Genomic DNA, 17,253 nt, shown 5'->3' on the forward strand with positions numbered 1-17,253 from the left:
TTGATGACGGCGCTTTCATCTTTGCAGCGAGCTGCAAAGTTGGAGCTGTACAGAAGATGGCCGGGCAGTGCCCGGCCATGGTGCTGGTATTCCTCGGTCCAGCTACTGTAATGCCGGACGGTGGCTGGCTAATGAGTTATACTTAGGCCGCTCGTTGGAGGCGGAACGCTAAGTCTTCATGAGCCCTTTCAGAGATACGGAAACGACCCACTGCCTCGATTAACAGGCGTGCCTCATCTCTTAAAGATATACTAGCGGCGGTTGTCTCCTCGACCATAGCCGCATTCTGCTGCGTGACTTGGTCCATCTGATCTACCGAAGCGCTGACGCCTCTCAATCCCAAGGATTGCTCGCCGGCAAATGTCGAGATCTGCTGAACATTTTCATTGATCGCCGTAATCTGCGCTGTAATCCGGCTCAGTGCGTTTCCGGCCTCTCCGACGAGCTCAACTCCTTCCCGGCCTGTGTTGCGGAGGAGTTGATGAGCCCTTTGATGTCCTTGGCGGCGACAGCTGAGCGCTGTGCAAGCTCTCGAACTTCTTGGGCGACGACCGCGAATCCCTTTCCAGCCTCACCTGCGCGGGCCGCTTCGACGCCCGCATTCAGGGCAAGAAGATTTGTCTGGAAAGCGATCTCGTCGATAACGCCGGTAATTCGGGTGATCTCTTGGGACGACCGGTTGATACTTTTCATCGACAGAATTGCCCTGCCGACGATGTCGCCTGTGGCCAGAGTATCCTCGGTTGCTACCGCAACGCTCGACGATGCCGCGCGAGCCTTGGTCGCACTTGCCTGAACCTGCTCTGTCAATTCCGCCATCGCTGCGGCCGTTTCTTCCAGACCTGCGGCCTGCAGCTCTGTCCTGCGCGCCAAGTCGCTAGCACCTGTGCTGATCTCCTCGATGCCGGCGCTGATTTGGCAGACACCTCTGCCGACGAGCCCGATCGTTTGCTCCAAACTGTCCAATGCTGAATTGAAATCGACCTGCAACTTTTGATATTCCCCAGGGAAATCCTCGCTGATGCGGCAGGTTAGATTCCCCGTCGCCAGTTCGTTCAGCGCCTCGCCGACAACCCTGACAATATGACGCTGGATTTCGACTGACGCAGCACGAGTTGCTTCCGCCTCGGCGCGCTCGCGCGAGTTCGCCTGCCTTGCTACCTCGGCATCTTCTTCGGCATGCTTGGCTTGGATGAGTGCGCCACGCAGCTTCTCAAGTGCGGCTGCGATCACCCCTATTTCGTCCGAGCGCGAAGCGTCGGGGGCAGGCGTACTGTAGTCCCCGATGGCCAACGCTTCCACCGTTGCGACAAGGCGTGCGATCGGCCGCTGAATCATCGTTTTTGTGGTTATGAAGAGGGTGAGCGCGATCGCGACGACTACAAGGATGCCAGCTGTGACCATTAGGTTGATCTGCTCATTCACGGCAGAACTGATCACGGTATTGGGGATATCAACGCAAACAACCCAATTCACGTTGAGCCCAGGAACCTCAAACGGCAGCAGAATGCGGCTATAGGAGACCTGATCCATCTTTACATCAGTGACAATGGCAGGCTTGCCTTCCGATAGTGCCTTGGTCAGCGTCTCCTGCCCAACACCTTCGTATTTTTTTGCAATCAGGTCCGGCTGGGGAGCTACGATCCATCGTCCGGTCTGTGAGATCAAACGGATTCTTCCAGAACCAAACGGCCGCAGCGCAGATAGTTTTGCCGAGAGCGCTGTTAAATCTATGTCAGTGCCGGTCACGCCGATGAGCTGTTTGCCTTCTATCACGGGATAGGAGATTGTGGAAAGCAAGAACGTACCTTGCGCGTCCGTCCAAACATACGGCTCGGTCAAATGCCCTTTTTGTGATTGCGCAGCCACGCGGTAGTACTCGGCAGTATAGTCAAGCGAGACCGGCGCCATTGACAGGCGTCCGTCATTTTTTGTCCACGTCGGAGCAAAGGCACCATCTGCTGCGGTACCGAGCGCGGCATTACCCTTCAATTCGGATGCCTTGCCATCAAACGCATTTGGCTCTTCCATAAACCAACTGCTGAGCACAATTTCAGATTGGGCATTCACCCGAAGCATGTCGATTACAGAGGCTCGGTCGAGGTAATTCTTTTCCCTGCCGTGGGCGATCAGCTCCGCCATCGTGGCAGTTGGTCCAGAGAGGGCCGCAAGCTCCGCTGATATCTCGTTTGCGAGTTTCGATGCCTCCAGCCTTGCTTGCTCAAGAGTAAGGCCTTCCATCCGGTCGCTGGTGGCGACAACAAGCACAGCATTCGACAGAAGCAAAACCATGGTAATCGAAGCGACCATTATAGCGATCAACTTGAATGCGAGCGATCGTCCTGCAGTCATTTTCATGTTCCCCCTCAATGTGCCCAGTAGCCAGTGGAAACTATTCAAACTACATTAATGAACGGTTGTTCTCGTTTAATGTTCGCGTCGACCGGCCAAACAAATTTGATTCACCCGCTCGCTTCTGGACTTGAAAGGCGGTTTCACCGTGGAACATTTGGTCCGGGACGTGAACGGTCGTTCGCTTAGGATCCCTCCGAACAAATTCACCCGGTGACGACAACCAAGTTCCATAATAGATCTTATGTGATATGTTATAGCATAACGCTGAGCACCACGCTCAATCTTTTCCGCGACGGTCTCGATGCGCGTTCGGAAGGCGAACCGGCCATCCCGCGCATCGGCGACGAGCCCTGGAACTTCACGACGCGGCAATTGCGCCGTACGGTCGCCTTGTCCATTGCCAATCGGCCGTTCGGCACCATCGCCGGCAAGACGCAGTACAAGCACGCCTCCGTCGCCATGTTCGGGGGCTATGCCGGATCGAGCCAGGCCGATTTCCGCCTCGCTGTCGAGCGCGAGCGCGCGCTCGGCCAGCTCGACGACATCGTCGCCCATTACGAGGCGTTTCTCCGCCAGGAAGGTCCGGCCGGACCGGGTGCCGCCCGATTGCGACGGGAGTTCGCCCGCGTGCAGGACGAGCTCGGTGATCTTCCCGGCCGGATCATGGACCGCAGGCGGTTGCGCACCATGCTTGCCCATCTCGGACGGACGCTGCATGTGGGCTTCCTAAACGACTGCCTCTTCGATGCGGCGACCGCCCTCTGCCTCACCGACCTGGCGGGCGCCGAGCGTGCGGCGCCGGCGCTCTCCCGCTGCAGTCCCGATCGCTGCCCGAACGCCCGTCTGACCGCCCGGCATCGCGAGCCGTGGCTGGCTTCGATCGCCGAGGGCGAAGGGCTGCTTGCTGCAGGCCGCCTGTCGCCGTTGCAACGCGAAGCCATCGTGCGCGACAACGAACGCAAGCGCCGGCTCATCGCACCGCTGATAGAGGGCGGAGCATGAGCGCGCTCGGCGCCAAGAGCGAGGCGGCGTTGCGGGCGGCGATGGCGCGGCTGCTCGACGGCCGCCCCGAGCGCACCGATGGCGCACTGACCGTCTCCAACCTGGCGCGCGTCACCGGCGGTCCTCCCCGAGGGTCCTCAAGGAGCGCGTCCGCGCACTCGAAGCCGAGCTGCGCGCCGTGCGCGGCGCCGAGATCGCCGACCTGCGCCGCCTCGTCCGCACGCTCGCCCAGCACATCCAGGTGCTGACGTTGCAGGTCGCCGAGCGGGATGCCGTCATCGAGGGTCTGCGGCAGGAGCTGGCCCGATCTGGTAATGCCCGGTTGTTCCCCTGAAGCGCGCGCCGCGAGACGACGCCGGCTGAGAGCGGCACATCATCCGGGCCGTTCCAGGCGCCGATCATGGTCGGCACCTCCTTCAGCTCGCCGTCGAGGCAGGGCTCGGGTGTGGCAGACGCTGCCAGCCCATCAACCCTGTTCCGCACCAGCACCGAGAACAGGGTGTGACGGGCCGGCCTCCCGCGTCTGCCCCTGCCGCCTCGCCCTCGACGGAGAGGGCGAGCTGAAGGAGGCACCCATGACCACAGATCGCAAGCGCCAGACACCGACCGATATTTACGAGCGCGTCACCAGCCAGATCATCGCCGCCATCGAAGCCGGCGCCGGCGACCACCGGATGCCCTGGCATCACGACGGATCGGCCATCACGACGCCCGTCAACGTCGCCTCAAGCAAGGCTTATCGCGGCGTCAACATCCTGTCGCTCTGGGCCGCGGCGCACGCTGCAGGCTATCCTGCCGGCATCTGGGGCACCTACCGCCAATGGCAGTCCCTCGGCGCCCAGGTTCGCAAGGGCGAGCGCGGCCACCTTGTCGTGTTTTGGAAGACCACCGACCGCCACGGCGAAGCGGACTCCCAACACGGCGACGAGGATCGGGACGAGATCGCCCGGCGTCTGTTCGCCCGAGGCTACACGGTCTTCAACTGCGCCCAGGTCGACGGCTACACGCCGCCCCCAATGCCGGCGCTGCCCGAGGACGAGCGGATCGAGCGGGCCGAACGCTTCTGCGCCGCCCTCGGGATCGACATCCACCACGGCGGTTCGCAGGCCTACTACCGCCCGTCTACCGATCACGTGCAGATGCCGGAATTCGCCTGCTTCCGCGACGTGGTCGCCTACTACGCCGTGCTGCTCCATGAATGTGGCCACGCTTCCGGCGCAAAGCACCGCCTCGACCGGGATCTCTCCGGACGCTTCGGCTCGGCCGCCTACGCCATGGAGGAATGCACGGTCGAGCTCTTGAGCGCGATGATCTGCGCCGATCTCAATCTCAGCGTCGAGCCGCGCCCCGATCATGCCCGCTACATCGCCTCCTGGCTCGAGGTGCTGCGTTCCGACGCGCGCGCCATCTTCACCGCCGCGAGCAAGGCGCAGCAGATTGCCGACTGGATGCATGCGCAGCAGACCGACACTCAGAGGAACGAGGTCCAGGGCGCCGCATAGGCGCCCCGCAAACTCGATCGGTTGAGCAGCCGCTAAGCGCTCGCACCTCACCGATCGGAGTGCGCGGATTTTCAGGCAAATACCGCAGCAAAATCCGCCTGAGACAGCTTGACTGTTCAGATAACGCGCCGAACTGGGAAGCTGCTTTTTATGTGCGGACCTCGGCATCGCCCCGGAGCTAGAGCCGAGGGCCGACCATGCGTCTTACGTCGCCTCCTGGCTCACCGTCCTATCCAACGATAGGCGGGCCATCTTTCAGGCTGCGGCGCACGCCCAGCGGGCTGTGAGCTTCTTGCACGGTCTTCAGCCAATTCAGGCCGACGAGAGGGCCGTTGCGTAGCCAACACAAAGGTCGGTCGTAGCCACCCGCTGCGGCCGACACCACGATCGGGTTTCTGTCCGGTTGCATGTCCTGATCGGATGTGAGGTCCAGCTTTCCCCAGATCGATGTTTTCCGATCGTTGGCCTTGGGCTTTCGGGATTGCTTGATTTCGACGAAAAGCGACTTTGTCTGCTGACGCATAAATCCTCCAGACGACGAATCGCGAGCTCACGATATCCGGTTGGAAGGCGGCCGCAACTCCCCGTCCGGCAGCCGCTCACGTCGATGTCGCCGCTCCGACGTAGAGACTGGGCAACGAGTTCACCCGGTGCTGGGTTCCGGCCCGGCAGGCTGGTGACGGGGCGGCCATCGCCTTGTTCCCTCCATCGCTGATGAGGCCACGTCCTCCGCGGGCTCGATGAGGCATGTCTGATCGGAGAGCGGCTTCGCCTCGATCGTCTTCCCGCAACGGCCCTTTTAGAACTTTCTTCCCCTGGCGGCGAAGCCGCCATTCCTCGCCGAACAACAAGGTTCCTTCAGGCCGCCCTCCACTTCGTTTCGTCCTTTCAGGTGCGGTCCGATCGTCGCCGATCCTTGCGACAGCCATCGAGGCCGCGAAGGGAGCGGCCCGAAACAAACGAAAGGAACATGACAATGGCAACCATCGGCACCTTCACCGCTACCGAAACCGGCTTCTCCGGTTCGATCCGCACCCTCGCCCTCAACGTCAAGGCCCGCATCGCCCGCATCGAGAACCCCTCCGACAAGGGCCCGCACTTCCGCATCTACGCGGGCAACGTCGAGCTGGGTGCCGCCTGGCAGAAGCGCTCCGAGCAAACGGACCGCGACTACCTCTCTGTCAAGCTCGACGACCCGAGCTTCCCGGCACCGATCTACGCAACGCTCGCCGAGGTCGAAGGCGAGGACGGCTACCAGCTGATCTGGTCTCGCCCCAACCGGGATTGAGATCCGGCCAGGCCCCGCCAACCAGCGGGGCCAACCGGACCCAATACACAGCATTTACAGCAGTGCTGTAAATGCTGTATTTTTGCTGGTATAGTCGACCCACCGCAGATACAACGGAGGTAAACATGACCCGTCCCAGTGGTTCATATTCAACGAGCGACCTTTCCCGAAAATCCGGCGATATTATCGCGGAGGCCCTGCGGCATCCCGTGACGATCACACAGCGCAACAAGCCGCGCCTCGTGCTTCTCAACATCGATGACTATGAGCGGTTGATGCGGCAATCCGATGCGCGGTCGGTGGGCACGCTCGAAACCATGCCGCGCGAATTGCTCGACGAATTCGAGGCGGCGGTCGATACCTACGCCGAGAGCGACGAGGTTAGCCGATGAGCGGCTATGACGCCATCCAGACCGCGACGGTGATCCGCTATCCCTATCTCTGGGCGAGAGAAGCCGGCAAGGGTGAGACTGAGGGCCGCAAGGATCGGCCGGTCACGGTTGGCGTAAGGCTCACACGACCCGATGGAGATTTGGTGGTGTTTTTCCCGATCACCACGAAGCAGCCGGAGAAGGCTCGCTTCGCCGCGGAAATCCCCGTCATCGAGAAACGGCGGGCCGGCCTTAATGCAGATCTGCGGCTCTGGATCATCCTCGATGAATTCAACAGCGACATCGTCGGCCGCTCCTTTTACCTTGAGCCCGAACCACCGCTCGGCCGATTCAGCAAGGCCTTCTTCCTTCCCCTTCTTCGTGAGTTTATCGCGCGCCGCAAATCGGTTACCGAGATCAGCCGGTCCAAATAGTGCCCGCAAGGTTTTCCCCTCCGGACTGCCGGGTCAGGCGGGGAGGAACCACGTGAAGGAATGGTGGTGCCGCCCTTCCAAAATTTTCCGATGTGGCCGTGGCACTCGAGGCCGGTTGACGGTGGAGCGCCGGCATGATGGTGGCCCGGCCCGAAGCTCGTTGACCGAGCTTCCCGGCTCCGATTTACGCGACGCTTGCCGAGGTCGAAATGAAGATGGCTTCCAGCTGATTTGGTCCCGCCCCAACCGGGACTGAGGAGCCACCGGCCCCGCGGGACAGCCCCCTATCTTAGAAGCCGAGAACAGGCATCGAGCCGGTTTCCGGCATTTTTGGCTGCCAAACGAGAGGTAGGGGTCTGCTCAGATCGAGCCATTTTGCCGTAATGAAAGGGCAGCCTCAAGGACGAGCGGTTCCCCCAAAATGCTCGCGCATTTCGGCTCCCCCACCCGCCGCGGTGCGGGCGCGTGCCGCGCTCCTTGACCCCGCCTCTCCTCACGTCCGCGGTCGTCATCTTTCTCAAACATCAGGAGATGACGACGATGACCATAGAACAGGACATCGAAGAACTGCGCGCCGAGCTGCGGAGCGCCGTCGACGCTGGCGAGCGTCGCCAGATCGAGGTCGAACTTATACTCGCCCAGGCCGAACGCGAGGTGATCTGGGCCGAGCAAGACGGCCGCGTAAGCGCCGAGCCTCCGTTCTGACGGACGCTTATCGCGATGCCCGCAGTTCGAAAGGAGATCCATCATGCAACAGTCGTTCAATTCCTCGCCGCCCTCGGCAAGGTGATCTGCCACTTCTTACGCAAGGAGAGCTCGGCCTGAAAATGGCCATCAAGCTTCTGTTTTTCGTCGAGATCGAGGTCTCCTTCGAGACCGACTGGAACCGGCGCCGATGAGGTGTTTTCGAGGCCCGCTTCGGCGGGCCTTTTTCATATCGGCATGGACGCACGCGGCCGATAACCGCGTTTTCGTTTCTGTCGCAGCAGATCGAGAAACAGCCGAACCGCTTCTTCTTCCCGCCCGAAATGATGCACCATCATCTGTCCCCTTGTTCCAATGCGGCCCCACTTCCGAAGCAGACAGACATCCCCGAACAGGTTCCGTTCGATCGACATGGCATAGTAGCGGGCCATGTTCCTCGAGGCATCGGAGCGTTCGATATAGAGATGGTAGGGCTGAGAGATCATGAGATCAGAATCGCTGATCCCGATGGTTGCGTCCAACGACACTTATGAATCGATGGGAAGGGATCGATTCATTTCTGTGATGATCTGCGGGAGGTCGTGAAGGGCTTGGGCGAGACGCCTTCGGCGCACGGCTCTATTCGCTGCGCTCTCGCAGCCCGCACGCGGTCTCCATCCAGTTGGGCGACGATCCTCTCGCGAACCTCAATCACACCATCCATGTCTCTCACCGTCCCAGCGCCTTGCAAGGCCTTCATGGATGAGTGTGCTGCAGGCGTGCCTTCGCCGCCTCCCCTTTTAGCCGTTCTGCCTCGCATCGCGGCGGGCCCAACTCAGGTGTGTCGACATCGGCAGGCGGATTTTCTCGCCTTCGAGCCAGAACGTATCGCCATCGACGACGCAGTTGATGTGACGGTCAGCGACGCCAACGATCGCGAGCCCCACGGCCGGCCGTCGCCGCCGGCCTTCCGGGGGCTCCGGAATGGCGTCACGTTGTTTTGCGCCAATTTCGTCTCCATCCTTTTCGCCAGATCTTACGAGGGCATGGTTTCGTCCGGGTTTACCGACAACCTCGCGGCACGGCCGGCAAAGCGGTGTGCGAGTGCGGGGCGCAGTCGGTTCCGCCTCCCCTTCGGGCCACTATGTTGAGGCTCCTGCAGCTGCCCTGTTTCCGGCCCTCGCACGGCGAGAATTCCCGAAATCCCGCCCGTTGGGCGGCGCTTTGCTGATTTCTCCGATACTCTTCATTTCCCTGCATCAGCCTTGCTCGCTCCACTGCGCGCTGGCTGGATCTTGTGAAACCCGTTCGTGCCGACACAAGCCTTCATGTCTTCACGCCGGAACCAGATCGCTCGGCCGCACCGAAGCGGCGCATTCCCGGCCGTAAACACGATCTGCTCATCGGCGCGCATACGCAGAACCTCGTGCGGCTGGATCAGTGGCCTGGCCGCGAGCTGCTTCGATCGCGTCCGCGACGATCCCTTCGATTGGGAATTTCGGCTCAACTGGTCGATCTCGACCGTAGTCATGCCGCAGCGCTTCGAGATGTAGTCCGCCGTGTCCGGATCGTTGATCGCGGCAAACGAGATCCAGCTGGCGCTCTCGAACCATTTGCTGGCCGCATCGCGGCCGCCGTAGGTTTCGCGCATCTGGCCGATCGACTGGTAGATCATTGTCAGTGAGATCCCGTACTTGCGGCCGGCGTCGCGTGCGGTCTCCAGAATCCGCATGTAGCCGAGGCGGGCGACCTCATCGAGGAGAAACAACGCGCGCCCCTTGATCTGACCGTCACGGTTGTAGATCGCATTGAGAAGCGAGCCGATTATGACGCGCGCAAGACCCGCATGTGTCTCCAATGTCTTGAGATCGATATTGATGAAGACGTCCGTGTTTCCGACCGCAATGTCGCTGGTCGAGAATTTCTTGCCAGACACGAGTGCGGCATAGTTCGGGTAGGAAAGCCAGTGCGTTTCCTTCACCGCATTGGCATAGACGCCGGAGAAGGTTTCCGGCGTCATGTTGACGAAGGCAGCGACGTTTTCCTTCACGAAATCCGACCCCGAATTGTCGAAGATGTCCTGCAGCCGCCTGCGCAAGGTCGGCTCGGGCTCCGACAGATTCTTGCGCACCTTGCGCATCGTCTGGTCCTTCTCATCCGTGTGACCGGACAGGCAGACATCGGCGATGAGTGCCGTCAGCAACTGCAGCGCCGATGCGCGAAAGAAATCGTCGCGGACACCGCGCGCACCGCCGCTGTCGCTCATGATCCATGATGCGACCGAGGCGATATCCTCTTCCTTCGTTCCCCCGAAACGACCGACCCAGTCCAGCACATTGAAGCCGGTTTCCGGTTTTCTCGGATCGAGTACGAACACGTCCCTTCCCGCACCGCCGCGATGCGTTGAGACCATCGGTGCGACTTCGTTCGACGGATCCAGCACGATCAGCGCGCCGCCCCACTTGAGCGCCGTCGGGATCGTCACGGACGTCGTCTTGAACCCGCCGGAACCGGCAAAGACGATCCCGTGCGACGAGCCGAACGAACCATCGAAGCACAGCAAGGGCGATTTGCCGCCGGCGCCCCACGTTTCCGCGCTGTCGGCGCGAAACGCTTGGTGACCTACGCTGTCCTTGTCGACCCGATAGAGCTCGCCGATGACGATGCCGCCGGCGTCTGGAAACAGCTTTGCCGCTTCTCCAAGCTTCAACCAATCCGCTTCGCCATGGAGCGCCCGCTTGCCCTGAATGCGTTTCGGTTCGGCCCTGGCGAATGCCGCGTTGCCGATCCACGCAACGCGGAGTGCGAAGCAGGCACACAGGAGCGCAGCACTCGCCCCGATCGACGTTGCCGGATCGAGATAGGCAAAGAGCGTCTTGCCGGCCTGGAGCGTCATTCCGAAGGTGGAAAAGCGCATCGTTTCGCGGATGGCTGCGATCAGGATCGTTACGCTGCTCCCCGCAACCACGCCCCAACCTGCCGGCTTGATGCTGATCGAGCCGGCGGTCGCGAACAGAAAGATGACGCCGATCGCGCTACTCACCACATAGGGCAAGGCGATGCCCGCCCGCCCCCATGCCAGTTGCGCGGCTTCTGTCTTTCCGAAACCGGAAAGCCATTGCTCGATCCCGGTCATTCCGATGACGGCCAGGATCATCAAAGCCGCAGGCCCGACAACGAGCGCAATCCTATTGATCGTCATTGGCGAAGGCCTCCAAGCCGATTGCCGTGAGTCGCGAACGCTCGTTCTCGTCGCCCTCGATGCGGCGGGCGAGATCAATGAGCGCGCCGAGCAGCAGTGCCCGCTTCTGGTAGCGCAAGCCCGCCTTGACGATCAGACCGCCGAGCTCGATCTTTTCGCGCGTATCCTTCTTGCGCGCGTCGGATGTCATCGTCCTCGCCATCCGCTCAAGCCTCGCCAGTCCCGCCCGCAGCCGCGCCAGATGTGTCCGCCGCGGTCGACGCCGGTCCGCTGCTGTCGCCGGCACCTTTTTTCCCTCCGGTCGTAGCGTCCTTCCCTGCGCGAAATCGGTTTGCAAAGTCCCCAAACGCTGCCTGAAGCTCCCCTTCCTCGATCTCGATTTCGCCAAGGCCTGCCTTGAGCGCGATCCGGCCGATGCGCTCGGCTTCCCTGGTCTCGGCAAGCTTGAGCTGTTCCTGGAGTTTGGCGATCTCATCGCGGATTTTCGAGGATGGTCTTTTCATTCCGTTCGTCTCCGTTGTCTGGAAAGCTTGGTCTCTAGCCAAGATTTTCAGACCGGAGTGCGGAACGCACTACTGTGAATCCTACAATCGCCAACGGCGATGCTTTGGTGAATGATCCCGGCCGTTTCGAAGAAGCGGCTTCCAAGGGCGCAATTATACGTCGCTGGCGCGACGTGTTGCTGAGAGAGCCTGGCAGGGCCGCCTCTTCCGACGAACTCATTGATTTCGTTTGCAACGGGGAAAGAATTCTGCCGTGGCCGTCCCCCATTTCTCCGTCAGCGTCGTCGCCCGCGGCTCCGGCCGCAGCGCAGTGCTGTCGGCGGCCTACCGGCACTGCGCCAGAATGGAGTTCAAGCGCGAGGCGCGGACGATCGACTACACCCGCAAGCAGGGGCTCCTCCATGAAGAATTCGTCATCCCCGCCGATGCTCCGGAATGGCTGCGCACGATGATCGCCGATCGCTCGGTTTCGGGGGCGTCGGAGGCCTTCTGGAACAAGGTCGAGGATTTCGAGAAGCGTGCGGATGCGCAGCTCGCCAAGGACGTCACCCTCGCCCTGCCGCTGGAACTGACGGCGGAGCAGAACATCGCGCTGATGCGGGATTTCGTCGAACGGCACATAACCCCGAAGGGCATGGTGGCCGACTGGGTCTATCATGACGCCCCGGGTAATCCGCACGTCCATCTCATGACGACCTTGCGGCCGCTGACCGAGGACGGGTTCGGTTCGAAAAAGGTCGCGGTGCTCGGTCCGGACGGCAAGCCCGTGCGCAACGACGCCGGCAAGATCGTCTACGAGCTCTGGGCCGGAAGCCTCGACGATTTTAACAGTTTCCGCGATGGTTGGTTTGCCTGCCAGAACCGGCACCTGGCGCTCGCCGGTCTCGATATTCGGATCGATGGCCGCTCATTCGAAAAGCAAGGGATCAATCTCGAGCCGACCATCCACCTGGGCGTCGGCACGAAGGCGATCGAGCGAAAATCCGCCGGCGCCACGGAGACCGTTTCGCTCGAGCGGTTGGCGCATCAGGAGCAACGCCGATCGGAAAATGCCCGGCGTATCGAACGATTCCCGGAGATCGTGCTCGACCTCATCATGCGAGAAAGGAGCGTCTTCGATGAGCGGGACGTCGCAAAGATCCTGCATCGCTATATCGACGATGCCGGCCTCTTCGAACGCTTGATGCTCGGCATCCTGCAGAGCCCACGGACGCTCCGGATCGAGCGAGAGCGGATCGACTTTTCGACGGGCCGACGGACGCCGGCAAAATACACTACGCGCGAAATGATCCGGCTCGAAGCGGAGATGGCTAATCGTGCCATCTGGCTGTCGCAGCGATCCTCGCATGGAGTCCGCGACGCCGTGCTCTCGGCCACCTTCGCACGTCATGACCGACTGTCGGATGAGCAGAAAGCGGCGATCGAGCACGTCGCGGGAGCCGAACGGATCGCCGCGGTGATCGGCCGCGCCGGGGCGGGCAAGACGACGATGATGAAGGCGGCGCGCGAAGCCTGGGAAGCGGCCGGTTATCGTGTTGTCGGCGCAGCCCTCGCCGGCAAGGCGGCCGAAGGTCTGGAGAAAGAAGCCGGCATCGTCTCGCGTACTCTATCGTCCTGGGAGCTCCGCTGGAACGAGGGGCGCAACCAGCTCGACGCCAAGACGATATTCGTGCTCGACGAGGCGGGCATGGTGTCGTCGCGGCAGATGGCCTTGCTCGTCGAAGTGGCGACCAAGGCCGGCGCCAAGCTCGTTCTGGTGGGCGATCCGGAGCAACTCCAGCCGATCGAGGCGGGTGCCGCGTTCAGCGCGATCGCCGAACGTATCGGATACGCCGAACTCGAAACGATCTATCGCCAGCGCGAGCAATGGATGCGCGATGCCTCGCTCGATCTGGCGCGCGGCAAGGTCGGCGAGGCGGTCGATGCCTACCGAGCCAATGGCAAGGTGATTGGCTCGGATCTGAAAGCGGATGCGGTCGACAATCTCATTGCCGCTTGGGACCGCGACTATGATCCTGCAAAGACCTCGCTGATCCTCGCCCACCTTCGCCGTGACGTTCGCATGCTGAACCAGATGGCGCGGATCAAGCTTCTCGAACGCGGGATCCTCGACGATGGTGCCACGTTCAAAACGGCCGATGGCGATCGCAACTTTGCAGCCGGCGACCAGATCGTCTTCCTGAGGAATGAGGCCTCGCTCGGCGTAAAGAATGGCATGCTGGCGAAGGTGGTCGAGGCTGCCCCTGGCCGCATCGTTGCGGAGATCGGCGAAGGCGAACATCGCCGTCGGGTGACGGTCGAACAGCGTTTCTATAACGACCTCGACCTCGGTTATGCCACTACGATCCACAAGAGCCAGGGCGCAACTGTCGACCGGGTCAAGGTGCTCGCGTCGCTCTCGCTGGACCGGCATCTGACCTATGTCGCCATGACCCGTCATCGGGAGGACCTCGGCGTCTACTACGGTCGACGGTCCTTCGCCAAAGCGGGCGGGCTGATCGCGATCGTGTCGCGGAAAAATGCAAAGGAGACGACCCTCGATTATGCGGGCGGTCCCTTCTACCTCCAGGCACTCCGGTTTGCTGAGGCTCGTGGCCTCGATCTCGTCAGGGTCGCCCGCACCCTAGTTCGCGATCGGCTCGAATGGACGGTTCGGCAGAAGCGGAAGCTCGTCGATCTCGGCGCGCGTCTGGTCGCAATCGGAGCGACGCTCGGACTGTTTCGCGGCAGCAACAAGCAATCCATCCCGAACACGACCACGGAGGCCAAGCCCATGGTGTCAGGCATCACCACCTTCCCGAAATCGCTCGAGCAGGCCGTGGAGGACAAGCTCGCAGCCGATCCCGGCCTGAAGAAGCAATGGGAGGGCGTCTCGACCCGCTTCCATCTCGTCTACCCGCAGCCGGAAGCGGCCTTCAAGGCGATCAATGTCGACGCCATGCTCAAGGACCGGTCGGTCGCTCAGTCCACCCTTGCACGGATTGCCGGCGAGCCCGAGAGCTTCGGCGCGCTCAAGGGCAAGACCGGTCTTCTCGCCAGGCGCGCCGATAAACAGGATCGGGAAAAGGCCATCGCCAATGTGCCGGCGCTCGCCCGAAATCTTGACCGCTACCTTCGTGAGCGGTCCGAGGCCGAAATCAGACATGAGACGGAGGAGCGGGCGGCCCGACTCAAGGTCTCTGTCGACATTCCGGCGCTGTCGCCTGCGGCGAAGCAAACCCTAGAACGCATGCGTGACGCGATCGATCGGAACGACCTCCCGGCCGGCCTCGAATACGCGTTGGCCGACAAAATGGTGAAGGCCGAACTCGAAGGTTTCGCCAGGGCCGTTGCCGAGCGCTTCGGAGACCTGACCTTCCTGCCGCTCGCCGCGAAAGACACTGATGGCAAGACTTTCGACACCGTGACGGCAGGCATGACAGCCGGCCAGAAGGCTGAGGTCCGGAGCGCGTGGAACTCTATGCGAACAGTCCAACAGCTTGCCGCGCATGAACGCACGACAGAGGCACTGAAGCTAGCCGAGACGCAGCGTCAGATGAAGAGCCAGGGGCTCTCCCTGAAATGACGACAAGGGCCCGAACACGCCAAGGAATGACCGAGCAACAAAGACGATCGGGAGTGGTTCTGGTCGTTGCGACGGCGGCCGCCGTCCTGGTCATGACGGCTGCCCACTTCGGCGGTTATCGCATCAATCTGACACCGAGTGAGCCGCTCGGTCTATGGCGCATCGTTCCGCTCGTTCGACCCGCCGCGGTCAACGACTTGATATTCATCTGCCCACCGGAAACAGCGGAAATGCGGGAGGCGAAAGCACGTGGTTATCTCCGCTTCGGTCTTTGCCCGGCGGGTGTTGCGCCTCTCATCAAGACGGTGATCGCCCGCGCAGGACAATATGTTGAAATCGGCGCCAGCGTGAGGGTGGACGGGCGAGAGGTTTCCTCATCCGGTCTCGCACCGCGTGATGGAAAAGGTCGGCCGTTGGCGCCGTTTCCGAGTGGAACTGTTCCGCCAGGACATGTCTTCCTGCATTCCTCGTTTCCGGGCTCCTACGACTCCCGATACTTCGGTCCCCTGCCCGTTTCGGGCATTCTCGGGCGGGCGCAGGAGGTGCTCACCTATGCGCGTTAGGCGTCTTCAATCGATGCTCATGATCGTCGCCTCGACCATCGTCGGTGCGGTGGCTTGGAGTGGTCATGTCCTGCTCCTGCCCATCGCATTGGCGTTCCCAATCCTGTGGTCGAAAGCGCGAAGCAGGCCGGAGGTAATGCTTGTGTCATCCGGGTATTTTCTGGCGGCATCCCGCGGATTGCCGCAGGGTGTCGCGGCTTTCTATTCATCGGATCTCTGGCCCGGCTTGTTGCTCTGGCTGTGTGCGTCCTTGAGCTTTGTCACCGTCCATAGGGTCCTCTGGACAAAGGCCGCCGGGTTTCTTCCGTTTCGCTATTTTCTCGCGGCCGTCATCATGGCCATCCCGCCGTTCGGCATCACCGGCTGGGCCCATCCGGTCACGGCCGCGGGTGTTCTCTTTCCGGGCTGGGGATGGTGGGGACTTGGGGCTATGACAGCCGGCCTTGCGGGCCTCGTAACCCGCTTTTGGCCAGCTGTCGCCATAGCCCTGACAGGCCTTTGGCTCTGGTCCGCCACAACCTGGACCGACCCGAAACTACCGGAAGGCTGGCGTGGCGTCGATCTGGAACTGGGCGCTTCGCTTGGTCGGGAGGTCGGTCTTCAGCGTCAGCGTGACCTGATCGCAACGGTGCGGAAAGCTGCCGGCGATGGCGTTCGCTTTGTGGTGCTGCCGGAAAGTGCGCTCGGCTTCTGGACACCAACCATCGGGCGTCTCTGGACCAGCGCCTTCAGCGGGGGCAATTCCACAGTCATTGCCGGCGCCGCGGTGGTCGATGCCGACGGCTATGACAATGTCCTCGTTGCGATCGACAGGAAGGGTGGCGGCATCCTCTATCATGAACGCATGCCGGTGCCCGGTTCGATGTGGCAGCCGTGGGGGTTGTGGCTCGGCCAAAGCGGAGGCGCGCGGGCGGACTTCTTCGCAAACCCGGTCGTCTCGATCGGCGCCGGCCGGGCGGCGCCGCTGATCTGTTACGAACAACTGATCGTTTGGCCGATCCTTCAGTCCATGCTTCACGATCCGGATTTTGTCGTCGCCGTCGGAAATGGTTGGTGGACCGAGGGGACATCGATCGTTTCCATCCAACGAGCCGCCACGAGCGGATGGGCGAAGCTCTTTGACAAACCGCTTGTTACTGCCGTCAACACCTGAGCGCCAAGGAGACACCATGCTCGACGCCGCCCTGATAAAAGAATGCGCCGACCCTTCTCTCAAGCCCGCTATCGTCGAGCAGTTCGTGATGGCTGCGGGTTCGGCCGATCCCCTCACCGTCACCGTCAAATCGGGTGGCCGATTGATCCTCGTGCCGAAAACGACTTCGGCCGAAGAGGCGATGGCGATCGTACGGCAATACGCTGGTCATGCGGTCGTCCGCGTCGGCCTGACACAGTTTCCCGCCGGCATTGGCGCCAAGGAACCGGCGGATCTGAAGCCTAACCTTGTCGATGCCTGCCAGAACCTCCGCAAAGGTACGGCGATGTTCGCCAAGGTACTGAGGATCGTAGCGAAATGGTATGGCAATCCGACGAGCAAGGACGTTTTCCCGCAGATCTTCGAAGATGCCGTCTACGCATGGAAGACCGGGGAGTTCGAGGGCGTGAGTGTGTTTCAGGCGGAGGATCCGGGAATATCGGTTGAAGTGCCGCAGCAAGGCAGAGAGGAGGTCCCTGCCGAGGAAGAGGAGGCCGGAGCGAGACCAGGAGAGGAGCAGCCGGAGGCGGCGCAAGACGTCGAGCGCGCCAAGATACGGATCGACCTGTCCCGCATCGGCGGGAATTGATCC

General features: G+C 61.7%; 16 protein-coding genes and 3 pseudogenes. 13 read left to right on the forward strand and 6 right to left on the reverse strand.

The features are described from left to right. Nucleotides 1–417: 417 nt before the first annotated feature. Entirely contained in the window at nt 418–2,358 is a 1,941-nt protein-coding gene (locus tag M728_RS29755; protein WP_245269750.1) for a methyl-accepting chemotaxis protein, read from the reverse strand. Nucleotides 2,359–2,598: 240 nt separating this feature from the next. On the opposite strand from M728_RS29755, the gene M728_RS29760 reads away from it, so the two are divergent. From M728_RS29760 to M728_RS29800, 9 genes and pseudogenes are all read left to right on the forward strand, one after another. Further along, nucleotides 2,599–3,357 (forward strand): hypothetical protein, encoded by a 759-nt coding sequence (locus tag M728_RS29760; protein ID WP_026622213.1) that lies wholly within the window; start codon nt 2,599–2,601, stop codon nt 3,355–3,357. Between the two features lie 178 nt (nt 3,358–3,535). Beyond that, nucleotides 3,536–3,691 (forward strand): hypothetical protein, encoded by a 156-nt coding sequence (locus M728_RS29765; RefSeq protein WP_245269749.1) that lies wholly within the window; start codon nt 3,536–3,538, stop codon nt 3,689–3,691. A 241-nt stretch (nt 3,692–3,932) separates the two neighbouring features. Next, nucleotides 3,933–4,859 (forward strand): ArdC family protein, encoded by a 927-nt coding sequence (locus M728_RS29770; RefSeq protein ID WP_026622212.1) that lies wholly within the window; start codon nt 3,933–3,935, stop codon nt 4,857–4,859. 127 nt (nt 4,860–4,986) lie between these two features. Continuing rightward, nucleotides 4,987–5,199 (forward strand): annotated as a pseudogene (locus M728_RS29775) (zincin-like metallopeptidase domain-containing protein); the annotation flags it as partial. Nucleotides 5,200–5,835: 636 nt separating this feature from the next. Continuing rightward, on the forward strand, nt 5,836–6,147 hold the full coding sequence (locus tag M728_RS29780; RefSeq protein ID WP_026622211.1) for a DUF736 domain-containing protein: 312 nt from the start codon (nt 5,836–5,838) through the stop codon (nt 6,145–6,147). 125 nt (nt 6,148–6,272) lie between these two features. Continuing rightward, entirely contained in the window at nt 6,273–6,539 is a 267-nt protein-coding gene (locus tag M728_RS29785; RefSeq protein WP_026622210.1) for a type II toxin-antitoxin system prevent-host-death family antitoxin, read from the forward strand. Next, nucleotides 6,536–6,952, forward strand: coding sequence for a hypothetical protein (locus tag M728_RS29790; RefSeq protein ID WP_026622209.1), 417 nt, complete (start codon nt 6,536–6,538; stop codon nt 6,950–6,952). The genes M728_RS29785 and M728_RS29790 overlap by 4 nt, the downstream gene beginning before the upstream one ends. A gap of 164 nt (nt 6,953–7,116) precedes the next feature. Then, nucleotides 7,117–7,208, forward strand: a pseudogene (locus M728_RS29795) (DUF736 family protein); the annotation flags it as partial. 284 nt (nt 7,209–7,492) lie between these two features. Then, nucleotides 7,493–7,657, forward strand: a complete 165-nt coding sequence (locus tag M728_RS29800; protein WP_198023417.1) for a hypothetical protein — start codon at nt 7,493–7,495, stop codon at nt 7,655–7,657. A 227-nt stretch (nt 7,658–7,884) separates the two neighbouring features. Here M728_RS29800 and M728_RS29805 read toward each other — a convergent pair whose 3' ends face one another. From M728_RS29805 to traC, 5 genes and pseudogenes are all read right to left on the reverse strand, one after another. Further along, nucleotides 7,885–8,142 carry a WGR domain-containing protein gene (locus M728_RS29805; protein WP_026622208.1) on the reverse strand — a complete coding sequence of 86 codons (258 nt, stop codon included), beginning with the start codon at nt 8,140–8,142 and terminating at the stop codon, nt 7,885–7,887. 201 nt (nt 8,143–8,343) lie between these two features. Then, nucleotides 8,344–8,583 (reverse strand): annotated as a pseudogene (locus M728_RS29810) (hypothetical protein). Nucleotides 8,584–8,882: 299 nt separating this feature from the next. Beyond that, entirely contained in the window at nt 8,883–10,838 is a 1,956-nt protein-coding gene (gene traG / locus M728_RS29815; protein ID WP_026622206.1) for a Ti-type conjugative transfer system protein TraG, read from the reverse strand. After that, nucleotides 10,825–11,040, reverse strand: coding sequence for a type IV conjugative transfer system coupling protein TraD (gene traD / locus M728_RS29820; protein ID WP_026622205.1), 216 nt, complete (start codon nt 11,038–11,040; stop codon nt 10,825–10,827). Before traD ends, traG begins: the two co-directional genes overlap by 14 nt. Nucleotides 11,041–11,044: 4 nt before the next feature. Further along, nucleotides 11,045–11,341 (reverse strand): conjugal transfer protein TraC, encoded by a 297-nt coding sequence (traC, locus tag M728_RS29825; RefSeq protein ID WP_026622204.1) that lies wholly within the window; start codon nt 11,339–11,341, stop codon nt 11,045–11,047. Between the two features lie 253 nt (nt 11,342–11,594). On the opposite strand from traC, the gene traA reads away from it, so the two are divergent. From traA to M728_RS29845, 4 genes are read left to right on the forward strand one after another with little or no spacing between them, the layout of a single operon-like run. Further along, entirely contained in the window at nt 11,595–14,906 is a 3,312-nt protein-coding gene (traA, locus tag M728_RS29830; protein ID WP_026622203.1) for a Ti-type conjugative transfer relaxase TraA, read from the forward strand. A gap of 26 nt (nt 14,907–14,932) precedes the next feature. Beyond that, entirely contained in the window at nt 14,933–15,469 is a 537-nt protein-coding gene (traF, locus tag M728_RS29835) for a conjugative transfer signal peptidase TraF (protein WP_051440978.1), read from the forward strand. Beyond that, nucleotides 15,459–16,622: a conjugal transfer protein TraB gene (locus M728_RS29840; RefSeq protein ID WP_026622201.1), complete on the forward strand. Its 1,164-nt coding sequence runs from the start codon at nt 15,459–15,461 to the stop codon at nt 16,620–16,622. Before traF ends, M728_RS29840 begins: the two co-directional genes overlap by 11 nt. A 16-nt stretch (nt 16,623–16,638) precedes the next feature. Further along, a complete protein-coding gene (locus M728_RS29845; protein WP_026622200.1) occupies nt 16,639–17,250 on the forward strand; it encodes a TraH family protein in 612 nt (203 codons plus the stop codon). Nucleotides 17,251–17,253 lie beyond the last annotated feature (3 nt).

Source organism: Ensifer sp. WSM1721 (genome assembly GCF_000513895.2).
Taxonomy (GTDB): Bacteria; Pseudomonadota; Alphaproteobacteria; order Rhizobiales; family Rhizobiaceae; genus Sinorhizobium.

Excerpts from the sequence above, each read along its gene's own strand:
- M728_RS29755 (WP_245269750.1), bottom strand. The coding sequence starts at position 2,358 with ATGAAAATGACTGCAGGACGATCGCTCGCATTCAAGTTGATCGCTATA.
- M728_RS29770 (WP_026622212.1), top strand. The coding sequence starts at position 3,933 with ATGACCACAGATCGCAAGCGCCAGACACCGACCGATATTTACGAGCGC.
- M728_RS29780 (WP_026622211.1), top strand. The coding sequence starts at position 5,836 with ATGGCAACCATCGGCACCTTCACCGCTACCGAAACCGGCTTCTCCGGT.
- M728_RS29785 (WP_026622210.1), top strand. The coding sequence starts at position 6,273 with ATGACCCGTCCCAGTGGTTCATATTCAACGAGCGACCTTTCCCGAAAA.
- M728_RS29790 (WP_026622209.1), top strand. The coding sequence starts at position 6,536 with ATGAGCGGCTATGACGCCATCCAGACCGCGACGGTGATCCGCTATCCC.
- M728_RS29800 (WP_198023417.1), top strand. The coding sequence starts at position 7,493 with ATGACCATAGAACAGGACATCGAAGAACTGCGCGCCGAGCTGCGGAGC.
- M728_RS29805 (WP_026622208.1), bottom strand. The coding sequence starts at position 8,142 with ATGATCTCTCAGCCCTACCATCTCTATATCGAACGCTCCGATGCCTCG.
- traG (WP_026622206.1), bottom strand. The coding sequence starts at position 10,838 with ATGACGATCAATAGGATTGCGCTCGTTGTCGGGCCTGCGGCTTTGATG.
- traD (WP_026622205.1), bottom strand. The coding sequence starts at position 11,040 with ATGGCGAGGACGATGACATCCGACGCGCGCAAGAAGGATACGCGCGAA.
- traC (WP_026622204.1), bottom strand. The coding sequence starts at position 11,341 with ATGAAAAGACCATCCTCGAAAATCCGCGATGAGATCGCCAAACTCCAG.
- traF (WP_051440978.1), top strand. The coding sequence starts at position 14,933 with ATGACCGAGCAACAAAGACGATCGGGAGTGGTTCTGGTCGTTGCGACG.
- M728_RS29840 (WP_026622201.1), top strand. The coding sequence starts at position 15,459 with ATGCGCGTTAGGCGTCTTCAATCGATGCTCATGATCGTCGCCTCGACC.
- M728_RS29845 (WP_026622200.1), top strand. The coding sequence starts at position 16,639 with ATGCTCGACGCCGCCCTGATAAAAGAATGCGCCGACCCTTCTCTCAAG.